21 protein-coding genes are annotated in these 23,099 nt (G+C 66.8%); 18 read left to right on the top strand and 3 right to left on the bottom strand.

The annotated features are described in order from the left end of the window. The first annotated feature begins 18 nt into the window (after window positions 1–18). From pgi to AC3WRI_RS01625, 7 genes are all read left to right on the top strand, one after another. On the top strand, window positions 19–1,653 hold the full coding sequence (pgi, locus tag AC3WRI_RS01655; RefSeq protein ID WP_010814487.1) for a glucose-6-phosphate isomerase: 1,635 nt from the start codon (window positions 19–21) through the stop codon (window positions 1,651–1,653). Between the two features lie 29 nt (window positions 1,654–1,682). Then, window positions 1,683–2,594: a carbohydrate kinase family protein gene (locus AC3WRI_RS01650; RefSeq protein WP_010814488.1), complete on the top strand. Its 912-nt coding sequence runs from the start codon at window positions 1,683–1,685 to the stop codon at window positions 2,592–2,594. A gap of 253 nt (window positions 2,595–2,847) precedes the next feature. Continuing rightward, window positions 2,848–3,201 (top strand): toxin-antitoxin system TumE family protein, encoded by a 354-nt coding sequence (locus AC3WRI_RS01645; protein WP_492292420.1) that lies wholly within the window; start codon window positions 2,848–2,850, stop codon window positions 3,199–3,201. Beyond that, on the top strand, window positions 3,202–3,567 hold the full coding sequence (locus AC3WRI_RS01640) for an HVO_A0114 family putative DNA-binding protein (RefSeq protein WP_010814490.1): 366 nt from the start codon (window positions 3,202–3,204) through the stop codon (window positions 3,565–3,567). Window positions 3,568–3,874: 307 nt separating this feature from the next. Beyond that, window positions 3,875–5,200: an MFS transporter gene (locus AC3WRI_RS01635; protein WP_010814491.1), complete on the top strand. Its 1,326-nt coding sequence runs from the start codon at window positions 3,875–3,877 to the stop codon at window positions 5,198–5,200. 1 nt (window position 5,201) lies between these two features. Beyond that, window positions 5,202–6,440, top strand: a complete 1,239-nt coding sequence (locus tag AC3WRI_RS01630) for a metal-dependent hydrolase family protein (RefSeq protein WP_011617278.1) — start codon at window positions 5,202–5,204, stop codon at window positions 6,438–6,440. An 82-nt stretch (window positions 6,441–6,522) separates the two neighbouring features. Continuing rightward, window positions 6,523–7,428 (top strand): LysR substrate-binding domain-containing protein, encoded by a 906-nt coding sequence (locus AC3WRI_RS01625; protein WP_010814493.1) that lies wholly within the window; start codon window positions 6,523–6,525, stop codon window positions 7,426–7,428. A gap of 4 nt (window positions 7,429–7,432) precedes the next feature. Here AC3WRI_RS01625 and AC3WRI_RS01620 read toward each other — a convergent pair whose 3' ends face one another. Both AC3WRI_RS01620 and AC3WRI_RS01615 read right to left on the bottom strand, forming a co-directional pair. Then, complete coding sequence (locus AC3WRI_RS01620) at window positions 7,433–8,404, bottom strand: Bug family tripartite tricarboxylate transporter substrate binding protein (protein WP_492292419.1); 972 nt, start codon at window positions 8,402–8,404, stop codon at window positions 7,433–7,435. A gap of 377 nt (window positions 8,405–8,781) precedes the next feature. Then, on the bottom strand, window positions 8,782–9,492 hold the full coding sequence (locus AC3WRI_RS01615) for an SDR family oxidoreductase (RefSeq protein WP_011617280.1): 711 nt from the start codon (window positions 9,490–9,492) through the stop codon (window positions 8,782–8,784). A gap of 132 nt (window positions 9,493–9,624) precedes the next feature. Here AC3WRI_RS01615 and AC3WRI_RS01610 point away from each other — a divergent pair, with 132 nt between their 5' ends. The 10 genes from AC3WRI_RS01610 to AC3WRI_RS01565 all read left to right on the top strand — a co-directional run bounded on the left by AC3WRI_RS01610 (window position 9,625) and on the right by AC3WRI_RS01565 (window position 20,321). Then, window positions 9,625–10,095 carry an SUF system Fe-S cluster assembly regulator gene (locus tag AC3WRI_RS01610; RefSeq protein ID WP_058696794.1) on the top strand — a complete coding sequence of 157 codons (471 nt, stop codon included), beginning with the start codon at window positions 9,625–9,627 and terminating at the stop codon, window positions 10,093–10,095. Window positions 10,096–10,126: 31 nt separating this feature from the next. After that, entirely contained in the window at window positions 10,127–11,575 is a 1,449-nt protein-coding gene (gene sufB / locus AC3WRI_RS01605; protein ID WP_010814497.1) for a Fe-S cluster assembly protein SufB, read from the top strand. A gap of 12 nt (window positions 11,576–11,587) precedes the next feature. Next, window positions 11,588–12,334 (top strand): Fe-S cluster assembly ATPase SufC, encoded by a 747-nt coding sequence (gene sufC / locus AC3WRI_RS01600; protein ID WP_010814498.1) that lies wholly within the window; start codon window positions 11,588–11,590, stop codon window positions 12,332–12,334. Continuing rightward, window positions 12,331–13,662, top strand: a complete 1,332-nt coding sequence (gene sufD / locus AC3WRI_RS01595) for a Fe-S cluster assembly protein SufD (protein ID WP_492292417.1) — start codon at window positions 12,331–12,333, stop codon at window positions 13,660–13,662. The genes sufC and sufD overlap by 4 nt, the downstream gene beginning before the upstream one ends. Next, the gene (locus AC3WRI_RS01590; protein WP_010814500.1) at window positions 13,659–14,927 is read left to right on the top strand and encodes a cysteine desulfurase; all 1,269 of its coding nucleotides are present in this window, start codon (window positions 13,659–13,661) and stop codon (window positions 14,925–14,927) included. The genes sufD and AC3WRI_RS01590 overlap by 4 nt, the downstream gene beginning before the upstream one ends. Next, window positions 14,927–15,373 (top strand): Fe-S cluster assembly sulfur transfer protein SufU, encoded by a 447-nt coding sequence (gene sufU / locus AC3WRI_RS01585; RefSeq protein ID WP_439669118.1) that lies wholly within the window; start codon window positions 14,927–14,929, stop codon window positions 15,371–15,373. The genes AC3WRI_RS01590 and sufU overlap by 1 nt, the downstream gene beginning before the upstream one ends. Before the next feature lie 6 nt (window positions 15,374–15,379). Then, window positions 15,380–15,748, top strand: a complete 369-nt coding sequence (locus AC3WRI_RS01580; RefSeq protein ID WP_010814502.1) for an SUF system Fe-S cluster assembly protein — start codon at window positions 15,380–15,382, stop codon at window positions 15,746–15,748. Window position 15,749: 1 nt separating this feature from the next. Beyond that, window positions 15,750–16,070 (top strand): Rieske (2Fe-2S) protein, encoded by a 321-nt coding sequence (locus tag AC3WRI_RS01575; RefSeq protein ID WP_010814503.1) that lies wholly within the window; start codon window positions 15,750–15,752, stop codon window positions 16,068–16,070. Window positions 16,071–16,212: 142 nt separating this feature from the next. Beyond that, on the top strand, window positions 16,213–19,680 hold the full coding sequence (locus AC3WRI_RS01570) for an adenylate/guanylate cyclase domain-containing protein (protein ID WP_011617284.1): 3,468 nt from the start codon (window positions 16,213–16,215) through the stop codon (window positions 19,678–19,680). Continuing rightward, window positions 19,677–20,321, top strand: coding sequence for an HD domain-containing protein (locus AC3WRI_RS01565; protein ID WP_010814505.1), 645 nt, complete (start codon window positions 19,677–19,679; stop codon window positions 20,319–20,321). Before AC3WRI_RS01570 ends, AC3WRI_RS01565 begins: the two co-directional genes overlap by 4 nt. On the opposite strand, the gene AC3WRI_RS01560 is transcribed toward AC3WRI_RS01565, so the two are convergent. Further along, window positions 20,302–21,333 carry a patatin-like phospholipase family protein gene (locus AC3WRI_RS01560; protein ID WP_010814506.1) on the bottom strand — a complete coding sequence of 344 codons (1,032 nt, stop codon included), beginning with the start codon at window positions 21,331–21,333 and terminating at the stop codon, window positions 20,302–20,304. The genes AC3WRI_RS01565 and AC3WRI_RS01560 overlap by 20 nt on opposite strands. 142 nt (window positions 21,334–21,475) lie before the next feature. On the opposite strand from AC3WRI_RS01560, the gene AC3WRI_RS01555 reads away from it, so the two are divergent. After that, on the top strand, window positions 21,476–23,092 hold the full coding sequence (locus AC3WRI_RS01555) for a sensor domain-containing diguanylate cyclase (RefSeq protein WP_492292416.1): 1,617 nt from the start codon (window positions 21,476–21,478) through the stop codon (window positions 23,090–23,092). Window positions 23,093–23,099: the final 7 nt, after the last annotated feature.

The following is a 23,099-nucleotide window of genomic DNA, read 5'->3' as shown; positions in this document are numbered from 1 at the left end:
TATTGCGGAGTATCTGACATGACCACTTCCCTGCCCGCCTGGCAAGCCCTGCGCGCGCACGCCGACACCCTGCGCGGCACCCATATGCGCGACTGGTTCGAAGGCCCGCGCGGCCCGCTGCGCGCCGAGCGCTTCACCGCCGAAGCCTGCGGCCTGACGCTGGACTACGCCAAGAACCGCATCACCGACGAAACGCTGGCGTTGCTGTTCACCCTGGCTGGCCAGGCGCGCGTGGCCGAGCGGCGCGACGCCATGTTCGGCGGCGAACCGGTCAACACCACCGAGCACCGCGCAGCACTGCATATCGCGCTGCGCGCCTATCCGGAGGACGGCTATCGCGCGCTCGGCGTGCCCGTGGGCGCTGACGTAGCCACGGTGCTGGCACAGATCGAGCGCTTTGCCAACGCGGTGCGCAGTGGCGCCTGGACCGGGTTCGATGGCCGCGCGATCACCGACGTCGTCAATATCGGCATCGGCGGGTCGGACCTGGGCCCGCGCATGGTCTGCCGCGCGCTGAGCGATGCACAAACCACCGGCCCGCGCATGCACTTTGTCGCCAATGTCGACGGCAGCGATTTGGCACGCACGCTGTCGGGGCTGGATGCCGCCACCACGCTGGTGATCGTCTGCTCCAAGACCTTCACCACGCTGGAAACCATGGCCAACGCCTGCACCGCGCGCGACTGGTTCCTGCAGCAAGGCGTGACCCGCGCCGGGCTGGCGCGCCATTTCGTGGCGGTGTCGACCAACCGCGATGCGGTGGCCGAGTTCGGCATCGACCCGGCCAATATGTTCCCGTTCTGGGACTGGGTGGGCGGACGCTTCTCGCTGTGGTCCGCAGTGGGACTTTCGATCGCCGTGGCCATCGGCTTCGAGCGCTTCCGGCAATTGCTGGACGGCGCGCGCGCGATGGACCTGCATTTCGCCAGCGCACCGCCCGAGCGCAACCTGCCGATGATCCTGGGCCTGCTCGACGTCTGGTACCGCAGCTTCCTCGGCGCCGGCAGCCGCTGCGTGGCGCCCTACTGCGAGCCGCTGGAACTGCTGCCGGCCTTCCTGCAGCAACTGGAAATGGAAAGCAACGGCAAGTCCGTGCGGCTTGACGGCGGCGCGCTCGATGCGGGCTCGGCCGCTGTGGTATGGGGCACGACCGGCACCAACGGCCAGCACGCCTACTTCCAGATGATGCACCAGGGCTCGCAGCTGGTTCCGGTAGACTTCATCGCCACGCTGGAACCCGTGAGCGACTTGCCCGGCCACCATACCAAGCTGCTGGCCAACTGCTTTGCACAGGGCGAGGCGCTGCTGCGCGGGCGCACCGCCGACGAAGTGCGCGCCGAGGGCGTGCGCGACGAAGCGCTGGTGCCGCACCTGGTGTTCGAGGGCAACCGGCCCAGCAATACGCTGCTGCTGCAGCGGCTGGACCCGTACCACCTGGGCGCGCTGCTGGCGCTGTCGGAACACCGCACCTTCGTGCAGGGTGCGCTGTGGCAGATCAATTCGTTTGACCAGTGGGGCGTGGAACTCGGCAAGAAACTGGCCGCGCCGATCCAGCGCGAACTGGAAGGCACGGCCGGCGCCGCCGCGCATGATGCGTCGACGGCCGCACTGATCCGCCGCGCCCAGGCAGTGCGGGCAACGGCCGCAGGCTAACCCCGCGGCAAACAACACAGGAGACGCCGATGTCCACGCCCCTTCCCCGCTATGTCGTGTTCGGAGAAGCCCTGACCGACATGGTCCGCCAGGCCGACGGCAGCTGGCTGGGCCTGCCCGGCGGCTCATGCTGGAACGTGGCGCGCGTGGGCGCCCGGCTGGGCATTGCCACCGCCTTTGCGGGAGCCGTCAGCCAGGACCTGTTCGGCGATGACCTGGCCCAAGCCAGCGCTGACGCCGGCCTGGACAGCCGCTTCCTGCAGCGGGTGGCGCGCTCGCCGTTGCTGGCCTTTGTCGCGTCACGCCATCCGCCGCAGTACTTCTTTGTCGGCGACGACAGCGCGGACCTGCATTTCGATCCGGCGCGCCTGCCAGAGGGCTGGCGCCAGGCGGCAGAGGTGATCCACTTCGGCTCCATCAGCCTGGTGCGCCAGCCGCTGGCGGCACGGCTGTGTGAAGAAGCCACGCTGGCCGCAACGGCGGGCAAGCGCATTGCCTTCGACCCCAACTTCCGGGACCTGATGCGCGCACCGGGCTACGCCAACGTCCTCGCACACATGCTGCGGCTGGCCAGCTACGTCAAGATCTCCGACGAAGACCTGGCCGGACTCTTTCCCACGCTCGATATCGACGCGGCACTGGCACAGGTACGCGCCATGGCGCCCGATGCAACCGTCATGCTGACGCGCGGCGCGCATGGCATGACGTTGCTCAAGGGCAGTATTGTCGTCGAGCAGCCCGCGCTCGCAGTTGATGTGGCCGACACCGTCGGCTGTGGCGATGCGGCGATGGGCGGCTGGATGGCCGGCGTGCTGTCCGGCGCGGCGGGCGACCTTGCCGCGCAGGCGCGGCTGGCTGCCGCCGCGGCGGCAATTGCTGCGACCCGGGCCGGCGCGTATCCGCCGCGGCGCGAGGAAGTGGAAGAATTGCTGGCTGCCTGAAGGGCCGGCGACAGGAGCCGCAAGCGATCAGCAACGGAAAAGCCGGAGCCAGCAAGGAAAGCCCTTTGGGAAAGCTCTGAATATGCGCCAGATTTCCAGAAAATAACCTCCTCGTTACATTGTCGGTGGCAAAGTGATGTGCTAACCAGACGGGCCTTGGCCACAGACAAACGTTGTTCGGGCGTCCTATGGACGTACGAAACTATGCAAGCGGTCGGGCTCGCTATACTTATCACACTGTGATAGCATACCTATGCGCGACCGTAGCCTCGACACACTATTGGACCTGGATGGGCTCCGCTTCGTCATGGATGACGAAAGCTTGCATTGGGTGAAAATCGTGGTGCGCACCTGCGCTGTCTCGCAGGAACGCCCTCACGGACTGAGGTATTCGCTGACACTGCATGACAGGATTGGCTGCCGTTTGCTTGGCTTTGACAATGCGCACGGCATCAATGAGGGATCCGGGCCAGGAGTGCGGACGCGCATTGAATACGACCACCAGCACATGGCGGCGGGCGTTCGATTCTACGACTACCACGATGCTTCCACGTTGCTGGAAGATTTCTGGACAGAGGTCGACAAGATCCTGCAGCAAAAGGAGTGAATGATGAGCGGCAACCTCAAGATTGGCATCGCCTCACTGGACGACTTCAAGGCCCGCACCATGGCGATCGCCCGCGGCAAACTCAAGCCCGGAAAGGATGAGCCCAAGGTCTGGTTTCAATCGCTGGACGTGCTGGCAAAGGTCCTGTCCCCAGCCAATCGCCAATTGCTTGCGCTGATCGCGGAAACGAATCCTGAATCGCTCGAAGAGCTATCGCAAAAAACCGGACGGGCCGTGTCGAACCTGTCGCGGACACTCCGCACGATGGAGGGCTATGGCTTGATTCACTTTGAACAAGGGCCACGCCGCAGGCTTGCTCCGCGCGTTGACTACAGCGGCGTGGAGCTTGAGCTTGCTTTTCACTAGCGTCCGCTGACATGGTTGGCTGCATGGCCGGCGCGCTTGCCACTACAGCAGGAACGCCGGCCACAGCAGCTGCCCGGGGTTGAGCGCCGCGAAACTGCTGCTCTTGAGCAGGCGGCAATGTCTGGGCGGCAAATACTCTCAACGACGCGATCACCCCGAGCCATGCGCCACGCGCATGCATTCATGCGGAGATATCGCTACCGTCTGCGCCCCGCCTTCTCCTAACATCAGCTGCACCATCTGCCCGGCCGGCCTGAGACGACACCGGCCCGTGCCCCCGGCAGCTGTCACAGAGGAGGAAACACCCATGCAAAACAGCGCTGCGCCAACGAGCGCGCCCTACACACCGGCTGCGCCAGCGGCGCCCGCCATCCAGCCCAGCCAGCGCCGCCGCGCCATCATCGCGACGGTGATCGGCAATGGCCTGGAATGGTTCGATTTCACCGTCTACAGCTTCTTCGCGGTCATCATCGCGAAGCTGTTCTTTCCCACCGGCGACGACCTCAGCTCGCTGCTGCTGGCCGTGGCCACCTTCGGCGTGGGCTTCTTCATGCGCCCGGTGGGCGGCATCGTGCTGGGCATCTACGCCGACCGCGTGGGCCGCAAGGCGGCACTGTCGCTGACCATCCTGCTGATGGCGCTCGGCACCACGCTGATCGGCATTGCGCCCACATACGACCAGATCGGCCTCTTCGCCCCGCTGCTGATCGTGGTGGCGCGCCTGATGCAGGGCTTCTCCGCCGGCGGCGAGATGGGCGGCGCCACCGCCTTCCTGACCGAGTACGCCCCGGCGCGCCAGCGTGCCTACTACTCCAGCTGGATCCAGGCCAGCATCGGCGTGGCCGTGCTGCTGGGCGCGGCGGTGGGCACCTTCGTCACCAGTTCGCTGAGCACCGAGGCACTCAACAGCTGGGGCTGGCGCCTGCCGTTCCTGCTGGGCATCGTGATCGGCCCGGTGGGCTACTACATCCGCCACCACCTCGATGAAACCCCGACCTTCCGCGACAACGCCGAGCGCGCCGATTCACCGCTCAAGGAAATCGTGCAGGCCTACCCGCGCGAGACCCTGGCCAGCTTCTCGATGGTGATCCTGTGGACGGTGTGCACCTATGTGCTGCTGTTCTACATGCCGACCTACGCGGTCAAGGTGCTGAAGGTGCCGCAGGCCGATGGCTTTATCGCCGGCATGGCGGGCGGCAGTGCCATCATGGTGTTCGCGCCGCTGGTGGGCCTGCTGGCCGACCGCATCGGCCGGCGCGTGCTGCTGAGCGGCTCGGCGCTGCTGATCCTGGTGCTGGCGTGGCCGATGTTCGCGTATATCAACCATGCGCCCGGCCTGGCTTCGCTGCTGGTATTCCAGCTGGTGTTCGGCGTGCTGATCGCCACCTATACCGGCCCGATCCTGGCGGCGTTCTCCGAACTGTTCCCGGCGCGCGTGCTGTCGACCGGCCTGTCGGTGGCCTACAACTTCGCGGTGACGATCTTCGGCGGCTTTGCCTCCTTCATCATCACCTGGCTGATCGCCACCACCGGCAGCAGCATGGCCCCGGCCATCTACGTGATGATCGCCGCCGCCATCAGCCTGGTCGGCACCCGCTTCGTGCGCGAACCTTCCTACCTGCAACAACGCTGACATGTCCCAGAGTCCCCAGATCCTTTTCCACGGCGGCGATGTGCTCGAACCCGCCACGGGCGAGCTCCTGCGCGGCCACGATGTCCTGGTTGAAGGCGAGCGCATTGCCGCGGTCGGCCCGGCCATCGATGCCCCCAACGCACAGCGCATCGACGCGCGCGGCAAGACCGTGATGCCCGGCCTGATCGACTGCCACGTGCATGTGCTGGCCTCGCTGGCCAACCTCGGCCTGAACGCGGTGCAGCCCAACGTGCTGGTGGCGATCCGCGCGCTGCCGATCATGCAGCGCATGCTGGAGCGCGGCTTCACCACCGTGCGCGATGCCGGCGGCGCCGACTGGGGCCTGTCGCAGGCGGTTGCCACCGGGCTGGTGCCGGGGCCGCGCATCTTTGCGTCGGGCAAGGCACTGTCGCAGACCGGCGGCCATGGTGATTTCCGTCCGCGCTCGGATGTGCTGGAGCCCTGTTCGTGTGCCTTCCGCGCCGGTGCCATCGCGCGCGTGGTGGATGGCGTCGATGCCGTGCGCCTAGCCGTGCGCGAAGAAATCCAGAAGGGCGCCAGCCAGATCAAGATCATGGCCTCGGGCGGCGTGGCCTCGCCTACCGACCCGATCGGCAACACCCAGTACAGCGAAGACGAGATCCGCGCGATTGTTGCCGAAGCCGAAGCCGCACAGACCTATGTGATGGCCCACGCCTACACCGGCCGCGCCATCACGCGCGCGGTGCGCTGTGGCGTGCGCACCATCGAGCACGGCAACCTGGTCGACCGCGACAGCGCCGACGAGATGCGCAGGCACGGCGCCTTCGTGGTGCCGACGCTGGTCACCTACGACGCGCTTGCGCGCGACGGCGCCCGCCTGGGCCTCCCGGCCGACTCCGTGGCCAAGATCGAGACCGTGCGCCAGGCCGGCCGCGACTCGCTGCGCATCTATGCCGATGCCGGCGTGCCGATGGGCTATGGCTCGGACCTGCTGGGCGAGATGCACGACCACCAGGCCGAAGAGTTCCGCATCCGCGCCGATCTGCTCGGCAATCTGGAAGCGATCCGCTCGGCCACCTCGATCGCGGCCGCCATCCTGCAGCGCGAAGGCGAGCTTGGCACCGTGCGCGCCGGCGCGCTGGCCGACCTGCTGCTGGTCGACGGCAATCCGCTGGCCGATATCGGCCTGATCGCCGGCCAGGGCGAGCGCCTGAGCGTGGTGATGCAGGCCGGCCGCATCCACCGCCGCGCCGGCTGATCCGGGCGGCGCGCCCCTCCCGCTGGCCTCCATCTGGATGCGCCGGCGGTCTATCATGGCGGCTTCTCTGACCGGAAACCCCATGCGCATTTCCCCGCTCCCGCCCCTGCCCAACCTGGTCGCGTTTGAAGCCGCGATGCGCCACGGCAGCTTCACCCGCGCCGCGGCCGAACTGCACCTGACCCAAAGCGCGATCAGCCGCCAGGTGGCCCAGCTGGAAGACTTTCTCGGGCGCAAGCTCTTTATCCGCGAACCGCGCGCGCTGCGCCTGACCGTCAGTGGCCAGCGCTATGCCGAGGTGGTGCAGCGCCTGCTGGTGGGCTGCGCCGAAGCGACCGAAGACGTGATGAAGGTGCGCAGCCATACCGCCCTGACGGTGGCGTGCTCCAGCGGCGTGGCGGTGCTGTGGCTGACGCCGCGGCTGGCCTCGTTCCGCGAGGCGCACCCCGAGATCCAGCTGCGCCTGACCGTCAACGACAGCCTGGCGTCACTGTCGCCGGCGGAGTTCGATATCGGCATGTACTACCTGCGCGAGGGCCCGCCGCCGGGACTGGCAGCACGACGGCTGTATGGCGAGGAAGTGTTCCCGGTGTGCGCGCCGGGCTACCTGAACGGCCGCACGCTGGCCCCGGCCGCGCTGGCCAATGAAACGCTGCTGATGCTCGACGACGGCCAGCGCCAGTGGATGTCCTGGCAGACCTGGCTGGCCAACCAGGGCCTGCCCGACGCCACGCTGCGCAACGTGCTCACCTCCAACCAGTACCCGATCCTGCTGCAGCTGGCCATGGAAGGCCATGGCATCGTACTGGGCTGGCGCCATATGATCGACGCCTGCCTGCGCGAAGGCCTGCTGGTGCGCGCCAGCGAGGCCAGCGCCAGCCTGGGCGGCGGCTACTACGCGGTGTGGCCGCGCGACCGGATGGAACCAGCCGCGGCGCGCGCGTTCCGCAGCTGGCTGGTGCGGCAGGCGACGCCTGCACCAGCCTGATCGCTCAGGAACCCGCCTTGTAGTTCGTATCCTTGACGATCTTCGCCCACCTTGCCGCATCCTCGGCAATGGTCGCGGCAAACTGCTCCGGCGTGCCGCCCACCACCTCATAGTCGATCGCTGCCAGGCGCTGCTTGATCTCGGGCTGCGCCAGGATGCGGTTCACCTCCTGGTTCAGCCGCGTGACGATTTCCTTGGGCGTGCCAGCCGGTGCCAGCAGCCCCGCCCAGGAATTGAAGGCCATGCCGTCATAGCCGGCCTCATGCATGGTCGGCACGTCCGGCAGCGCGGGCGAGCGCTTGGACGCGAACACCGCCAGCGGACGCAGCTTGCCGGCCTTGATCATCGCCATGCCGTTGAACGGGTCGATGGTCATGTCGACCTCGCCTGCCACCACTGCCTGCATCTGCGGCCCGGTGCCGCGGTAAGACACGCTGACGACGTCCGGCGTGCCCGCCGCGGACTTGAAGGTGGCGCCGATCAGCTCGATCATGCTGCTGCCGGCCGACAGGCTCAGCGGCTTGGTCTTGGACTTGGCCAGCGCCACGAACTCCTGCACGGTCTTGGCCGGCACCGACGGATGGACCACCATCACGAAGCCGATATTGCTGATCTGCGAGATCGGCGCGAAGCTCTTCAGCGGCTCATAGCCCGCCTTGTACAGCACCGGGCTGAGGGTCTGCGCGCCGGCGCTGTTCAGCAGCAGGGTGTAGCCGTCCGGCGCCGCGCGCGCCACGATGTCCGTGCCGATGATGCCGTTGGCGCCGGGACGGTTTTCCACCACCACCGACTGCTTGAGCGCTTCGCCCAGCTTCTGCGAAATCAGCCGCGCCACCACGTCGGTGGCCCCGCCTGGCGCAAACGGCACCACCATGCGGATCGGCTTGCTGGGATAGGTGTCACTCCAGGCCAGCGCGGGCATCGCGCCCAGCATGGCGGCGCACAGCGTCAGGCGGCGGCGCAAGTTCGGTTTCATCGAGTTGTCTCCTGGACGGCGGTTGTCGGAAGCCGGCACCGGCATGGCCAGCCATGGCTGCAACTGCATTTATTCATAATTGTGAATTGGATTTTACCCACATAAATTACCCCGTCAACCGAGGGTATGTGCGGACAGGCGGCCGACCGTGACACTGACGGTACCGACCCCGCCGGAAGTGCAGGCGAAGGACGCGGCCAACACGGTCTGCACCTGAGCCGCTGGGTTCAATCATGCAAAAAGGGACGCCAAGGCGTCCCTTTTTGCTACTGCTTCCGAACCTCCGATTGGGGCGGAAGATGGTCACATACCGGCCCTTGCGAGCAGGGAAATCGGCCGCTATCCGGATGCTCGAAGGCGCGTCACAGCATTGATCGCTACCACGGAATCGGCTGGCGATCGCGGAAGAAGCCGCCGGTGGGACCATCGTCGGGCAGCGTTGCCAGCCAGATCACAGTGTCGATGCACTGCTCCGGCGAGCGCGGCGCATCGGGGCCGCCCAGATCGGTGCGACACCAGCCCGGGCACACGGAGTTGACCTTGGCGCCGTGATCGGCCATCTCGGCGGCCAGGATGCGCGTGACGGCATTCAGCGCCGTTTTCGAGATCCGGTAAGCCGGCACGCCGCGGCCCATCTCCGCCAATTGCCCCATGCCCGAAGCCAGGTTGACCACCCGGGCGGCGCGGCTGGCGCGCAGCAGCGGTGCCAGCGCCTGGGTGGTCCGCAGCACGCCGAACAGATTGGTTTCCAGGGTGCGGCGCAGGGTCTCGAGCGGCAGTTCGAGCAGGCTGGTGTGATAGTGGTCGAGCGAAACACCAGCGTTGTTGATCAGCACGTCCACGCGTCCGAAGCGTTCGCTCAGCCAGTTGGCCAGTGCGGCCGCCGAGCCTTCTTCCGTGACGTCAAGGCGGTGGCATGCGATCGGATGCCCCGCGAGCCGGAGCTCTGCCTCAAGCCCAGCGAGGTCCGCCGGCGTGCGCGCCGTGGCGACGACCAGATGGCCTTCAACAGTGGCCAGACGGCGCGTGGCTGCGCGGCCCAGGCCGCGGCTCGCGCCGGTGATGACGGTAATGGGTTGGTTGGCCATGCCTGAGGTCCTCCTCGCTGGCGCAGATAACCCATCTATACACCGTCGATTACGACTTTTGTTAGGCGGATATCCGTGCCGGAACAAATCAGGACCGAATTGGTTCTAATTTAAGAAATACTGGTGGCGACGATGCTCAGACTTAGCAAGCTGACTGACTATGGCACGGTGATCATGACGCACCTGGCGCGCAACCCGGGCCGGATCTACAGTGCGGCCGAGGTCGCCGCCGCGATCGGTGTGGCGGTTCCGACGGCAAGCAAGATTCTGAAGATGCTGGCAAGGCACCACTTGCTGGAGTCTCTGCGCGGTGCCAATGGCGGCTACCTGCTGGCGCGACCGCCGGAACAGATTTCGATCGCACAGGTGATTGACGCCATGGAAGGCCCGGCCGGCATGACCGAGTGCAGTGTCGCTGCCGGCCTGTGTGCGCAGGAAGGCCTGTGCGCCATCCGCGCCAACTGGCAATCGATCAATCAAGTCATCTTTAGCGCACTGAATGGCGTGACGCTGGCGGATATGGCGCAACCGGTGTTGCACCCGGTGGATATCGGCGCCTTGCGCGCCCGACGCGCAAACGGGCCGCAAGCTGACATTTTGTGATTCAGGTGACAGTGGCAAGCGAAGGCAAACCATGGCAACCCCGGCACGCAAGCTCGATGAACTGATCAGCCACGGCTATAAGCATGGCTTCTACACCGCCGTTGAGACGGACACGGTGCCGTGCGGGCTGGATGAGGACGTGATCCGCATGATCTCGGCCATCAAGGGCGAGCCGGAGTTCATGCTGGAGTGGCGTCTCAAGGCCTTCCGCCACTGGCTCACGATGTCCGAGCCGCACTGGGCGACGGTGACGCACCCGCCCATCGACTACCAGGCAATCGCCTACTATGCCGCGCCGCGCTCCCAGAAGGCCGGACCGAAGACGCTGGCCGAGGTCGATCCGGAGTTGCTGCGCACCTACGAAAAGCTGGGCGTGCCGCTGCACGAGCGCGAGCTGCTGGCCGGCGTGGCCGTGGACGCGGTATTCGACAGCGTCTCGGTGGCCACCACCTTCAAGCAGAAACTGGGCGAACTCGGCATCATCTTCTGCTCGTTTTCCGAGGCGGTGCGGGAGCATCCGGCGCTGGTGCAGCAGTATCTCGGCTCGGTCGTGCCCTATACCGACAACTTCTTCGCCTCGCTCAACTCCGCCGTGTTCAGCGACGGCTCGTTCTGCTATATCCCGCCCGGGGTACGCTGCCCGATGGAGCTGTCGACCTACTTCCGCATCAATGCCAGCAACACCGGCCAGTTCGAGCGCACCCTGATCATCGCCGACCAGGGCGCTTACGTCAGCTACCTGGAAGGCTGCACCGCGCCGATGCGCGACGAGAACCAGCTGCATGCCGCGGTGGTGGAGCTGATCGCGCTGGAAGACGCACAGATCAAGTACGCGACCGTGCAGAACTGGTATCCGGGCGACAAGGACGGCAAGGGCGGCATCTACAACTTCGTCACCAAGCGCGGTGACTGCCGCGGCGCGCGCTCGAAGATCTCGTGGACCCAGGTGGAGACCGGCTCCGCCATCACCTGGAAGTATCCGAGCGTGATCCTGCAGGGCGACGACTCGGTCGGCGAGTTCTATTCAGTCGCGCTGACCAACCACTACCAGCAGGCCGACACCGGGACCAAGATGACGCACCTCGGCAGGAACACCAGGAGCACCATCCTTTCCAAGGGCATCTCGGCCGGCCACGGCCAGAATGCTTATCGCGGGCTGGTGAAGATGGCCAGGAGCGCGGTCGGCGCACGCAACTACTCGCAGTGCGATTCGCTGCTGCTGGGCGACAAATGCGCCGCCCATACCTTCCCTTATATCGAGGTGAAGAACGCCACCGGCCAGGTCGAGCACGAGGCCTCCACCTCGCGCATCGGCGAGGACCAGTTGTTCTACTGCCAGAGCCGCGGCGTCAGCGCGGAGGATGCAGTCTCGATGATCGTGAACGGCTTTTGCAAGGAAGTATTCAAGGAGCTGCCGATGGAATTCGCGGTGGAAGCCCAGAAGCTGCTGGGCGTGAGCCTGGAAGGCAGTATCGGATGAAAGAAGCCAGCCATGCTTGAGATTCGCAAGCTGCACGTCAGCGTAGACGACAAGCCCATCCTGCACGGCATCGACCTCAGCGTGAAGGCCGGCGAGGTGCACGCCATCATGGGCCCGAACGGTTCGGGCAAGAGCACCCTGGCCCACGTACTGGCCGGGCGCGACCGCTTTACCGTGACAGAGGGCGAAGTCCTCTATGACGGCACCAGCCTGCTTGGCATGCCGCCGGAAGAGCGCGCCCGCGCGGGCATCTTCCTCGCCTTCCAGTATCCGGTGGAAATCCCCGGCGTCTCCAATATCTACCTGCTCAAGGCGGGGCTCAACGCGATCCGCAAGCACCGCGGCGAGCCGGAGCTGGACGCCATGGATTTCCTCGCCCTGGTCAAGGACAAACTCCAGCTCATGGAGATGGACCAGGACCTGCTTTACCGATCGGTGAACGAGGGCTTCTCCGGCGGGGAGAAGAAGCGCAACGAGATCCTGCAGATGGCAGTGCTGGAGCCGCGGCTCGCCATTCTCGACGAGACCGACTCCGGCCTCGACATCGATGCACTCAAGATCGTCGCCAGAGGCATCGAGGCCATGCGCAGCCCGCAACGTGCGATTGTGCTGGTCACGCACTACCAGCGCCTGCTCGACTACATCGTGCCGGACCAGGTCCACGTGCTTGCGCAAGGCCGCATCGCCAGGTCCGGCGGGCCGGAGCTGGCGCGCGAACTGGAGCGGCACGGCTATGCCGCGATGGAGTCTTCGACATGAGCGCAAGCGGACTGGAGCACTATCTCGCCGAGTTCGCCCGCGTCGAGGCCGCACTGCCCGGCCGCCGTCTGGGCTGGCTTGCGCACGCGCGGCGGCAGGCGCTGGATCATTTCGCCCAGGCCGGGTTCCCCACGCTGCGCCACGAGGACTGGAAATACACCAGCGTGGCCGCACTCGAGCGAAGCCGCTTTGCCGTGGCACTGCCGCAGGCCGGCGACAGCCCGGACCCCGCGGTGGCAGCCCAGATCGAGGCGCTTGCCCTGGCCGGCGCGCAGCTGATGGTGTTCGTCAATGGCACGCACCAGCCGCAATGGTCGCGCATCGGCACCCTGCCTGCGGGCATCGAGCTGGCCAGCCTCGCCGCGACGCTGGAGCGCGCGCCGGACTGCCTGGAAGCGCTGCTGTTGTGTCGCACAAGCGACTACCCGTCCGGCTTCGCCGCCTTGAACATGGCGTTCATGACCGACGGTGCCTATATCCGCGTGGCGGCCGGCACCGTCCCGGAACAGCCGATCCACCTGCTGTTCCTCGCCACGGCTGGCGAGGTGGCAATCCATGCGCGCAACCTCGTGGTGGCGCAAGCCGGCAGCCAGGTCTGCATCGTGGAGCACCACGCCGGCCTGGATGGCCTGGCCTATTGCACCAATACCATCACTGACATCGTTGCCGAGCGTGATGCGCAGGTCGAACATCACAAGCTGCAGCAGGAGAGCCTCAAGGCCTTCCATATCGCCGGCGTGAACCTGGACCAGCGGCAGGGTAGCCGCTGCGCCTCCAGTTCCTTTGCCCTGGGCGGCGCCCTGGCGCGGGTCGACATCAATGTCGGGCTGAATGCCGAGCATACCGAGTGTTCGCTGGACGGGCTGTATATGACCGCCGGGCGGCAGCATGTCGACCACCACACCCGCGTCGACCACGCCAGCCCGCACAGCAAGAGCCGCGAGTTGTACAAGGGCGTACTGGCGGGCGCCTCGCGCGCCGTCTTCAACGGCAAGGTGGTAGTGCATGCCGATGCCCAGCACAGCGATGCGCACCAGTCCAACCGCAATCTGCTGCTGTCCGACCAGGCCGAGGTCGACACCAAGCCGCAACTGGAGATCTATGCCGACGACGTCAAATGCGGCCACGGCGCCACCGTCGGCCAGCTCGACGCCGAGCAGATCTACTACCTGCGCTCGCGCGGGATGGACGATGCCGCGGCGCGTGCGCTGCTGACCTTTGCCTTCGCCGAAGAGGTCGTCAGGCGGCTCGGCCCTGCCCCATTGCGCACGCGGCTGGAAACGCTCTTGCGCGGCAAGCTGCCGGAGCCTGTGAAGGAGCTGCCATGAACACGGCTGCGCATGAACGGATGGCCGTGGAGCACGCGGTGCCGGCCGCCAGCCTGGAGGTGGAGCGGCTGCGGAAGGATTTCCCGATCCTGCGCCAGACCATCAACGGCAGGCCGCTGGTCTATCTGGACAACGCCGCCACCACCCAGAAGCCGCAAAGCGTGATCGATTGCGAAGCGCATTACTACGCCGCGCTCAACGCCAATATCCACCGCGGCGTGCATACCCTGAGCCAGCGCGCCACCGATGCCTACGAGGCCGCGCGCGACGCAGTGCGAGACCTGATCAACGCCGCCGGGCGCGAGGAAATCGTGTTCGTGCGCGGCACCACCGAGGCCATCAACCTGGTGGCGGCAAGCTTCGGCCAGCGCCTGCGCCCGGGCGACGAGGTCCTGATCAGCGCGATGGAGCACCACTCCAATATCGTGCCGTGGCAACTGGCGTGCCAGCGCACCGGCGCCTTGCTGCAGGTGGCGCCGATCAACGATGCCGGCGAGCTGATGCTGGAGCAGTTCGCGCGATTGCTCGGCCCGCGCACCAGACTGGTCGCGCTGACGCACCTCTCCAACGCGCTTGGCACCGTCAACCCGGTGCGGCACATCATCGAGCTGGCGCATGACCATGGCATCCCGGTGCTGATCGATGGCGCCCAGGCCGTGCCGCACCTAAAGGTCGACGTGCAGGCCCTCGATTGCGATTTCTACGCGTTCTCCGGGCACAAGCTTTACGGGCCCACCGGCGTCGGCGTGCTCTACGGCAAGGCCGCGCTGCTCGATGCCATGCCGCCTTACCAGGGCGGCGGGGACATGATTCGCGAGGTCACGTTCCGCAAGACCACCTACAACGAGCTTCCCTACAAGTTCGAGGCGGGCACCCCCAATATCGCCGGCGTCATCGCCCTTGGCGCCGCCATCGGGTACGTGCGCGCGCTCGGCCTGGAAGCCATCGCCGCCCACGAGCACGCGCTGCTCGCTTACGCCAGCGCGCAGGCAGCGAGGATCGCCGGCCTGCGCATGATCGGCACGGCTGCCGACAGGGCGAGCATCCTCTCGTTCACGCTGGACGGCATCCATCCCCACGATGTCGGCACCATCCTCGATCAGCACGGCGTGGCGGTCCGTGCCGGCCACCATTGCGCCATGCCGGTGATGGAGCGCTTCGGCGTGCCCGCCACGGTGCGCGCTTCCTTCGCGCTGTACAACACGCGTGAAGAGGTGGATGCACTGTTTGCTGCCGTGCGCGCGGCACAGGAGGTATTCGCCTGATGTCTGACCTGCGCAACCTCTACCAGGAAGTGGTTGTCGACCACAGCCGCTCGCCGCGCAATTTCGGGCGGCTGGCGGCAGCGAACCGCAGCGCCGAGGGCTTCAACCCGCTGTGCGGCGACCGGCTGACGCTGTACCTGAGAATCCGCGACGCGGTGATCGAAGACGCCAGCTTCGAGGGCTCGGGCTGCGCCATCTCCACTGCCTCTGCGTCGCTGATGACGGAAGCGCTCAAAGGCAAGACCGAGGCGCAGGCGCGGGCCTTGTTCTGCGGCTTCCACACGCTGGTCACCGGAAAGCCGGGGCAGTCCGAAGTGCCGATGGGAAAGCTGGAAGTCCTGGCCGGCGTGCGCGAGTTCCCGGCGCGCGTGAAGTGCGCCACCCTGGCCTGGCATACCATGCAAGCCGCTTTGGAGAACAGCGCCAGGCCGGTCTCAACGGAGTAGAACCCCATGAGCATGATCGATTGGCTGCACAAGGCCAGGGAACACGAAGACAGGTTCGAGGCTGAGCCGGACAGCCTCGAGGGGCGGGTGATAGCGGCCTTGCGCACGGTGTACGACCCCGAGATCCCGGTCAATATCTACGACCTTGGCCTGATCTACCAGCTATCGGTGGACGAAGCCAGCGGCAAGGTCGGGATCCGCATGACGCTGACCGCGCCGGGCTGCCCGGTGGCGCAGACCTTCCCCGGCGTGGTGGAGAGCGCGGTGATGGAAGCCAGCGGGGTGGACGCGGTCGAGGTAGAACTGGTGTGGGACCCGCCCTGGTCGAGAGAACGGATGAGCGAGGCGGCACGCCTGGAACTGGGGCTGCTCTGAGATGAGCGAGTGGATCGATGTCGCCCGAGCCGAGGACTTCGCGCCCGGCACTTGCCGCAGCGTCGATATCGATGGCGTCCAGGTCGCGGTATTCAATGTGGATGGCAATTACTACGCCATCGAGGACCTCTGCTCGCATGAGGCCGAGCCGCTCTGCGGCGGCGACGTGGAAGGCCAGGAAGTCGTCTGCCCGCGCCACGGCTCGCACTTTTCCCTGCTGACGGGCGAGGCGCTGTCCCCGCCCGCCTACGAGCCGGTGGCGACGTTCCCGGTCCGGGTGGCGGACGGCAAGGTGCAGGTCAGGGACGAGCGCGGGGAATAAGCGTACAACCCCGATCAGTCACTTGGCCGGGGGCGGGTCTGGACGCACTGTCGCCAGGCTGCGCCGCCTTGCCATCCCCGCCGATCCCATCTCTAATAGTCTTGAGTACCGTCCAGGCAACCAACGACGGCCAGGAGGCGAAATGCGCTGCACCAGTTGCGGTTTCGCGAACCTCGCGGGAGCCAACTTCTGTGAGGCGTGCGGAGCAAAGCTTGGCCGAGCCTGCCCTCAGTGTGGTGAGGAAGCCACTGCAGCCGCGAAGTTCTGCCGCGCTTGCGGCTTTGCGCTGACCGACGCCCCGGTCGGCACCGCTGCCACGCCAGCGCCGCCCGCGGCCACGGCCCCGGTCCTCTACACCCCGCCCCACCTTGCCGGGCGCATCCTGGCCGAACAGGCGGCAATGGAGGCCAGGGGCGAGACCGCCGGCGAGCGCAAGACCATCACCGCGCTGTTTGCCGACATGGCCGGCTCGACCGCGCTGACGCAGGACCTCGACCCCGAAGACGCGCGCCGGCTGATCGACCCCGTGGTGACGCTGATGATGGAAGCCGTCCACCACTATGAGGGCTATGTGGCCAAGTTCCTCGGCGACGGCATCCTGGCGCTGTTCGGCGCGCCGATTGCCCACGAGGACCATGCCTTGCGCGCGCTCTACGCGGCGCTGCGCATGCAGGACGCGATGCATCGCCACAGCGACCGGGTGCGGCTGGAGCAAGGCATCCCGCTGCAGATCCGGATCGGCGTCCATACCGGCGAAGTCGTGGTGCGCTCGATCCGCAAGGATGACCTGCACACCGACTACGATCCGGTCGGGCACACCATCCATATCGCTTCGCGCATGGAGGGGATTGCCACGCCGGCGTCGATCCTTGTCAGCGAATCGACCCACAAGCTCACCGAAGGCTATTTCGAGTTCACGGCGCTGGGGACCACCCATGTCAAGGGCGTGCGGGATCCGCTCGCGGTATATGAAGTCGTCGGCCTGGGAGCCTTGCGCACGCGCCTGCAGGTGGCCGCGCACCGCGGCCTCGCCAGGTTTGTCGGGCGCCAGGATGAGCTGGCGCACTTGCACGCGGCGCTGGGGCAGGCCAAGGCTGGACACGGGCGCATTGTTGCGGTGGTCGGCGAAGCGGGGGTCGGCAAGTCCCGGCTGTTCCATGAGTTCAAGGTCAGATCGCAGCAGGGCTGCCTGGCGCTGGAGACCTTCTCGGTCTCGCACGGCAAGGCGTTTGCCTACCTGCCGCTGATCGAGATGCTGAAGAGCTATTTCCAGATCACGGCGCAGGACGGCGACCGCAGCTGCCGCGAAAAGGTGACCGGCAGGCTGCTGACCCTGGACCGTTCGCTGGAAGAACACCTGCCCTACCTGCTCTACCTGCTCGGCACCATCGAGCCCGACTCGCCGTTGCCGACCATGGACCCGACCATCCGGCGCCAGCGCACCTTCGAGGCGATTGCGCGGCTGCTGGTCCGGGAAAGCCTCAACCAGCCGCTGGAAGTCATTTTCGAAGACCTGCAATGGCTGGACGGCGAGACCGAGGCCTTCCTCAATATGCTGATCGACCATGTGCCCGGCGCGCGCATCCTGCTGCTGGTGAACTACCGGCCGGAGTACAGCCATCGCTGGAATGCGGACGGGCATTATTCGCAGCTGCAGCTGCAGCCGCTGGGGCAGGCGGAGGCGCAGGAACTGCTGACCGCGCTGCTCGGGGACGACCGCAGCCTGGTGCCGCTGAAGCGGCTGATCCTCGACAAGACCGAAGGCAACCCCTTCTTCATGGAGGAAGTGGTCCAGACCCTGGCCGAGGAAGGCGCGCTGCTCGGCCAGCCCGGCTGCTACCGCATCGAGACCGCGCCGGCCCTGCTCCATATCCCCACCACCGTGCAAGGCGTGCTGGCCGCCCGTATCGACCGGCTGCCGCTGGCCCAGAAGGAGCTGTTGCAGACCCTGGCCGTGATTGGCAAGGAGTTCCCGCTGAGCCTGGTCCTGCGCGTGACCGGCTTGCCGGAAGACCACCTGCATCCGCTGCTGTCCGACCTGCAGGCTGCGGATTTCATCTACGAACGGCCGGCATTCCCTGAGGTCGAGTACGCCTTCAAGCACGCGCTGACCCAGGAGGTGGCCGGCAGCTCGCTGCTCACCGAGCGGCGCAGCGCCTTGCATGAAAGCTCCGCCCAGGCCATCGAGGCGCTCTTCCATGGCCGGCTCAAGGACTACTGCAGCGAACTGGCGCACCACTACAGCAACAGCGGCAACATCCCGAAGGCGGTCGAGTACCTGCACTGCGCCGGCCAGCAAGCCCTGCTGCGCTCGGCGCAGGCCGAAGCGATCCGGCACCTGAGCATGGCCATCGACCTGCTCAAGCGGCAACCCGACAGTGCCGAACGCGCGCGCCAGGAACTGACGCTGCTGCTTGCGCTCGGGCCGGCCCTGATTGCGGCCCGGGGCCAGGCATCGCCCGAAGTCGAGGGCAATTACCGGCGTGCGCTCGCCTTGTGCGAGCAAGGCCAGCAGACGCCCTACCTGTTCTCGGCACAGCTGGGGTTGTGGGCGTTCTATCAGCTTCGTGCGCAATACGAGGTCTCGCTGCCTTTGGGCAAGCGGCTGCTTGCGCTGGCCATGAAGTCGCAGAAGCCCAAGCAGCTGGCGGAGGGCCATCGCGCGATCGGCGCCACGCTGTTCCGCCTTGGCATGCTGGACGCCGCGCGCAAGCATGTTGAGGCGGTGCTCGCGGTGCCGCATCCTGAGCAACCGGCGTACGACTTCCTCACGGGCTACGGGCGCGACCCGGCCGTCCACGCCACCAGCACGCTGGGCTGGATCCTGTGGTACCAGGGCTTGGCGGACCAGGCACTGGCGCGCTGCCAGGAGGCGCTGGCCATGGCCCGTGCCCGCCCGGATGCGTACAACCTTGCCCTGTGCCTGGTCTTTGCCGCGGAACAGCATCAATGCCGGCACGAAGTCCGGCTGACACAGGAGTACGCCGAAGCCGCCATCGCCATCTCGGGCGAACAGGGTTTTCCGATCTACCTGGCGTGGGGCACCGTCCTGCAGGGCTGGGCGATGGCGGCGCTGGGCAGTCACCAGGAAGGCGTTGCGCTGATGCGCCAGGGCGTGGCCGCTTATGAGGCCACCGGCGGCAGACTGGGCATGCCGAACCTGCTGGCCCTGGTTGCCGAGGCCTGCGGCAAGGCAGGCCAGACCACCGCCGCGCTGGACGTGCTCACGCAGGCACAAGCGCTGGTGGAAGAGACCGGAGAACGGCTGGATGAGGCAACCGTGTACCGGCTGCGCGCCGAGATGCTGCTGCAGCTGTCGGCAGAGCGCCCTGCGCCGCCGGCCGCGCAGGAGGAAGCCGAAGCCTGCTTGCACCGGGCCATCACGGTCGCCCACGAACAAGGTGCAAAGCCGCTGGAGCTGCAGGCCACCCTGAGCCTGGCCCGGCTGTGGCGGCAACAAGGCAAGGTCGACGCGGCGCGTCAAGTGCTGGCGCGGGTCCACGGCAGCTTCAGCGAGGGCACCGACACCGCGGACTGGCAGGAGGCCCAGGCGCTGCTTGCAGCGCTGGCGGCCGACCAGGCCAATACCCCGGAGCGCCCCCACGCATGACCTCGACGCCAGGCCTCCCCCTGCAAGACCGCTTCGTCGCGCTGTGGACACGTGCGGGCGGCACGCACGCGGCCGACGCCTATGCCGATCTCGCTCGTTGCTACGGTGAGCCGACGCGGCACTACCACACCCTCGACCATGTCCGTCGCTGCCTGCAAGACCTGGACTGGGCGCGCAGCGCGATACCGGATACCGACGAGGTGGAACTGGCGCTCTGGTGCCACGACGTCATCTACGTGCCCGGCGCCACGGACAACGAGCAACGCAGCGCCGCATGGTTGCGCCATTGGTCGGGCGGCAGCATCGCCGCCGCCGCGCGCGTGGCCGCCCTTATCCTGGAAACCACCCACGCCGAAGTGCCGGCAAGCCTGGCCGGCCGCTTCACCGCCGACATCGACCTGGCGGCGCTGGGCTGCAGCCGCGCGCGCTTCCAGGAAAATGGCGCCAACCTGCGGGCCGAACGCACCGACCTGGACGACGCCGCCTATGACGCCGCCGAGCGCGCCTTCCTGAGTGCGCTGCTGGCCAGCCCGCGCATCTACACCACCGACCTGTTCCAGGCGCGCTACGAGGCGCAGGCACGCGCCAACCTGACGTGGCGGCTGGCGCAGCCGGCCTGGCCTACAGGAACTCCCCGCTGATATCGATGCTGGAGCGCCGGCCCACGCTGTCGTAGTGCTGCTCCAGCCACCGGCTCGCTTCTGCGCGGCCCTTGTCGCGCAGCGAGCACAGGAAATTCCAATCGGCGTTGTACTTGGTGGAAACCCCCAGCGCGGCCATGGTCTGGTCCGAGCGGATCGAATGGATCCACACCTCCTTCATCTCCGTGCCGTCGAGCTTGCCCTGCTGGATCAGCGACGTGACGAAGGCAATGGCGCGCATCTCGCGCATCAGCGACGAGTTGAAGCTGACCTCATTGACGCGATTCAGAATATCCGCGGCCGTGGTCGGCACGCCGTGGCGCACGATCGGGTTGATATGGACGATCACCACATCGTGGGTCTGGCAGTGATAGATCAGCGGGAAAATCGCCGGGTTGCCGACATAGCCGCCATCCCAGTAGTGCTGGCCGTCGATGCTGACCGCCTGGAACAGCGTGGGCACGCAGGCCGAGGCCAGCACGGCGTCGATGCTGAGTTCCTCGGGCGGGAAGATGCGTATCCGGCTGGTCTCGATATTGGTCGCACACAGGTAGAGCCGGATCGGGCAATGCTCGCGCAGTGCCGCAAAGTCGACCTGGCTGCCGAGCACGTCGCGCAGCGGATTGAGGTTGTTGGGATTGAACTGGTACGGCGACAGCAGGCGCAGCGCGATGTCGGCCATCGCATACATCGGCGAATGGTTCAGGCCCAGCGTATGGCTGCTCTTGAACCAAGGCAGCCACCGGAACGGGTTGTAGCGCTGCGCCGAGTGCGCGATCGCCTCCCAGAAATCATGCAAGGCCAGGCGCGCACCGTCACTGCCGCCCTGCAGCAGCCCGTAGGCCAGCACGGTGGCGTTCATGGCCCCGGCGCTGGTGGCGCTGACGCCTTCGATCGCCAGCCTGCCGTCCTCCAGCAGCCGGTCGAGCACGCCCCAGGTAAAGGCGCCATGCATGCCGCCGCCCTGCAGGGCGAGCGCCACAGGCTTGGGTTGTGCAGGCTCTGGCTGCATGCGGTCTTCCCTTCAGCGGCGGCAACCCGCCATGCTCAAGTGTAGGGAAGAACTGTGCGTGCAGCGTAGTGCCGGACGCGCGCAGTGGCACACAGCACGTGTGCCCTGGCCAGGCAGGACCAGGGCCGCAAGCTCCGGGACGATGCGCTGGCGCATAACGCAACTGAGCCAGGCTGCGGCCAGGTACTACAATGGCCGCATAAAAGCAGAACAGCTTTCCTTCGTGCGTCAAATACCTCACTTTCCGGCCCGCAAAGCCATTTCCCGCCCGGCCTCCCTGATCGTTGCCGCCAGCCTTGTCCTGGTCTGCATGATCGCGGCCCTTGGTGCCCTCGCCCTGGTGCAGATGCGCAGGGATGCACTGGACAATGCCAGCGAGGCCTCGGCCAACCTGGCGCTGACGCTGGAACGCAGCATCACGCGCAACCTGCAGATCCATGAGCTGGCAATCGGGGGCATAGTGGAAGCCATGCACGATCCCGCACTGCTGGCGCAACCGCCGGCGCTGCGCCAGCGGCTGCTGTTCGACCGCTTGATCAACGCCGAAGACATGGGCTCGCTGCTGGTCACCGACGCCAACGGCACGATGGTGTTCGACTCGCACCAGTGGCCGCCGCGCCCGGTCAACGTTTCTGACCGCGACTACTTCCAGGTCCACCGCAGCGGCGATCACAGCGGCCTGTTCCTGAGCCGGCCGTTCCAGCCGCGCCTGGCGCCGGAGAACAAGTCCATCGGCATCAGCCGGCGGCTTTCCGCACCGGACGGCAGCTTTGCCGGCACCGTGGTCGGCACCTTGCGCCTGAACTACTTCCGCAAGCTGTTCGATGGCGTAAGCCTTGGCGCGGGCGGCACCCTGACGCTGCTGCGCACGGACGGCACCATCATCATGCGGCGGCCCTATGAAGCCGAATCGATCGGGCGCGACATCTCCGGCAGCCCGTCATTTGCACCGCTGCTGCAAGGCACGCAAGGCACGTTTATCGGCGTCGCGGCAGTCGACGGGGTGCAGCGGCTCTACAGCTTCAGGCGCACTCCGGGCTTTCCGCTGCTGGTCGTGGTGGGACGCGCCACCCACGACGTGCTGGCACCCTGGCACAAGCGCGCCTGGGTGTTCGGGGCGATGATCATCGCGCTGGACGCTGCCATCATCGCGCTCTCGGTATTGCTGTCGCGCCAATGGCGGCGCCGTGCCGAGATGGAAGAGCACCTGCGCTGGATGGTCAACACCGATGGCCTGACCGGCCTTGGCAGCCGCCGTGCGCTGGACGATGCCGCCGACGTGGAATGGCGGCGCGCGCGCCGCCACAGCCAGCCTTTGTCGCTGCTGATGCTGGACGTCGACCACTTCAAGGAATTCAATGACCGCTACGGCCACCAGGCCGGTGACGATGCGCTGGCAGCGGTGGGCGCCTGCATCCAGCGCCAGGTGCGGCGGCCGGGCGACTATGCGGGGCGCTATGGCGGCGAAGAGTTTGCCATCCTGCTGCCGCACACCAACGCTGCCGGCGCGGCCGCCATGGCGGAGGCCATCCGCGCTGCCGTCCAGGCCTTGCAGATTCCGAATGCTGCCGGTGCCGACGGGCACTTGACGGTCAGCATCGGTGCGGTGACCGATGCCAACGGCCCCGGCAACGAAAAGGATTTCGCCGAGCTGCGCGCCTTTCTCCGTGCCGGCGACGAAGCGCTCTACCTGGCCAAGCGCTCCGGGCGCAATTGCGTCGCAACCTTCGGCGCCACGGCAGCGGCGATGGCGTCCTGAGGGCCCG

It is taken from the genome of Cupriavidus sp. FW305-27 (assembly GCF_058787995.1).
This window is presented reverse-complemented; position numbering and strand designations above follow the sequence as displayed.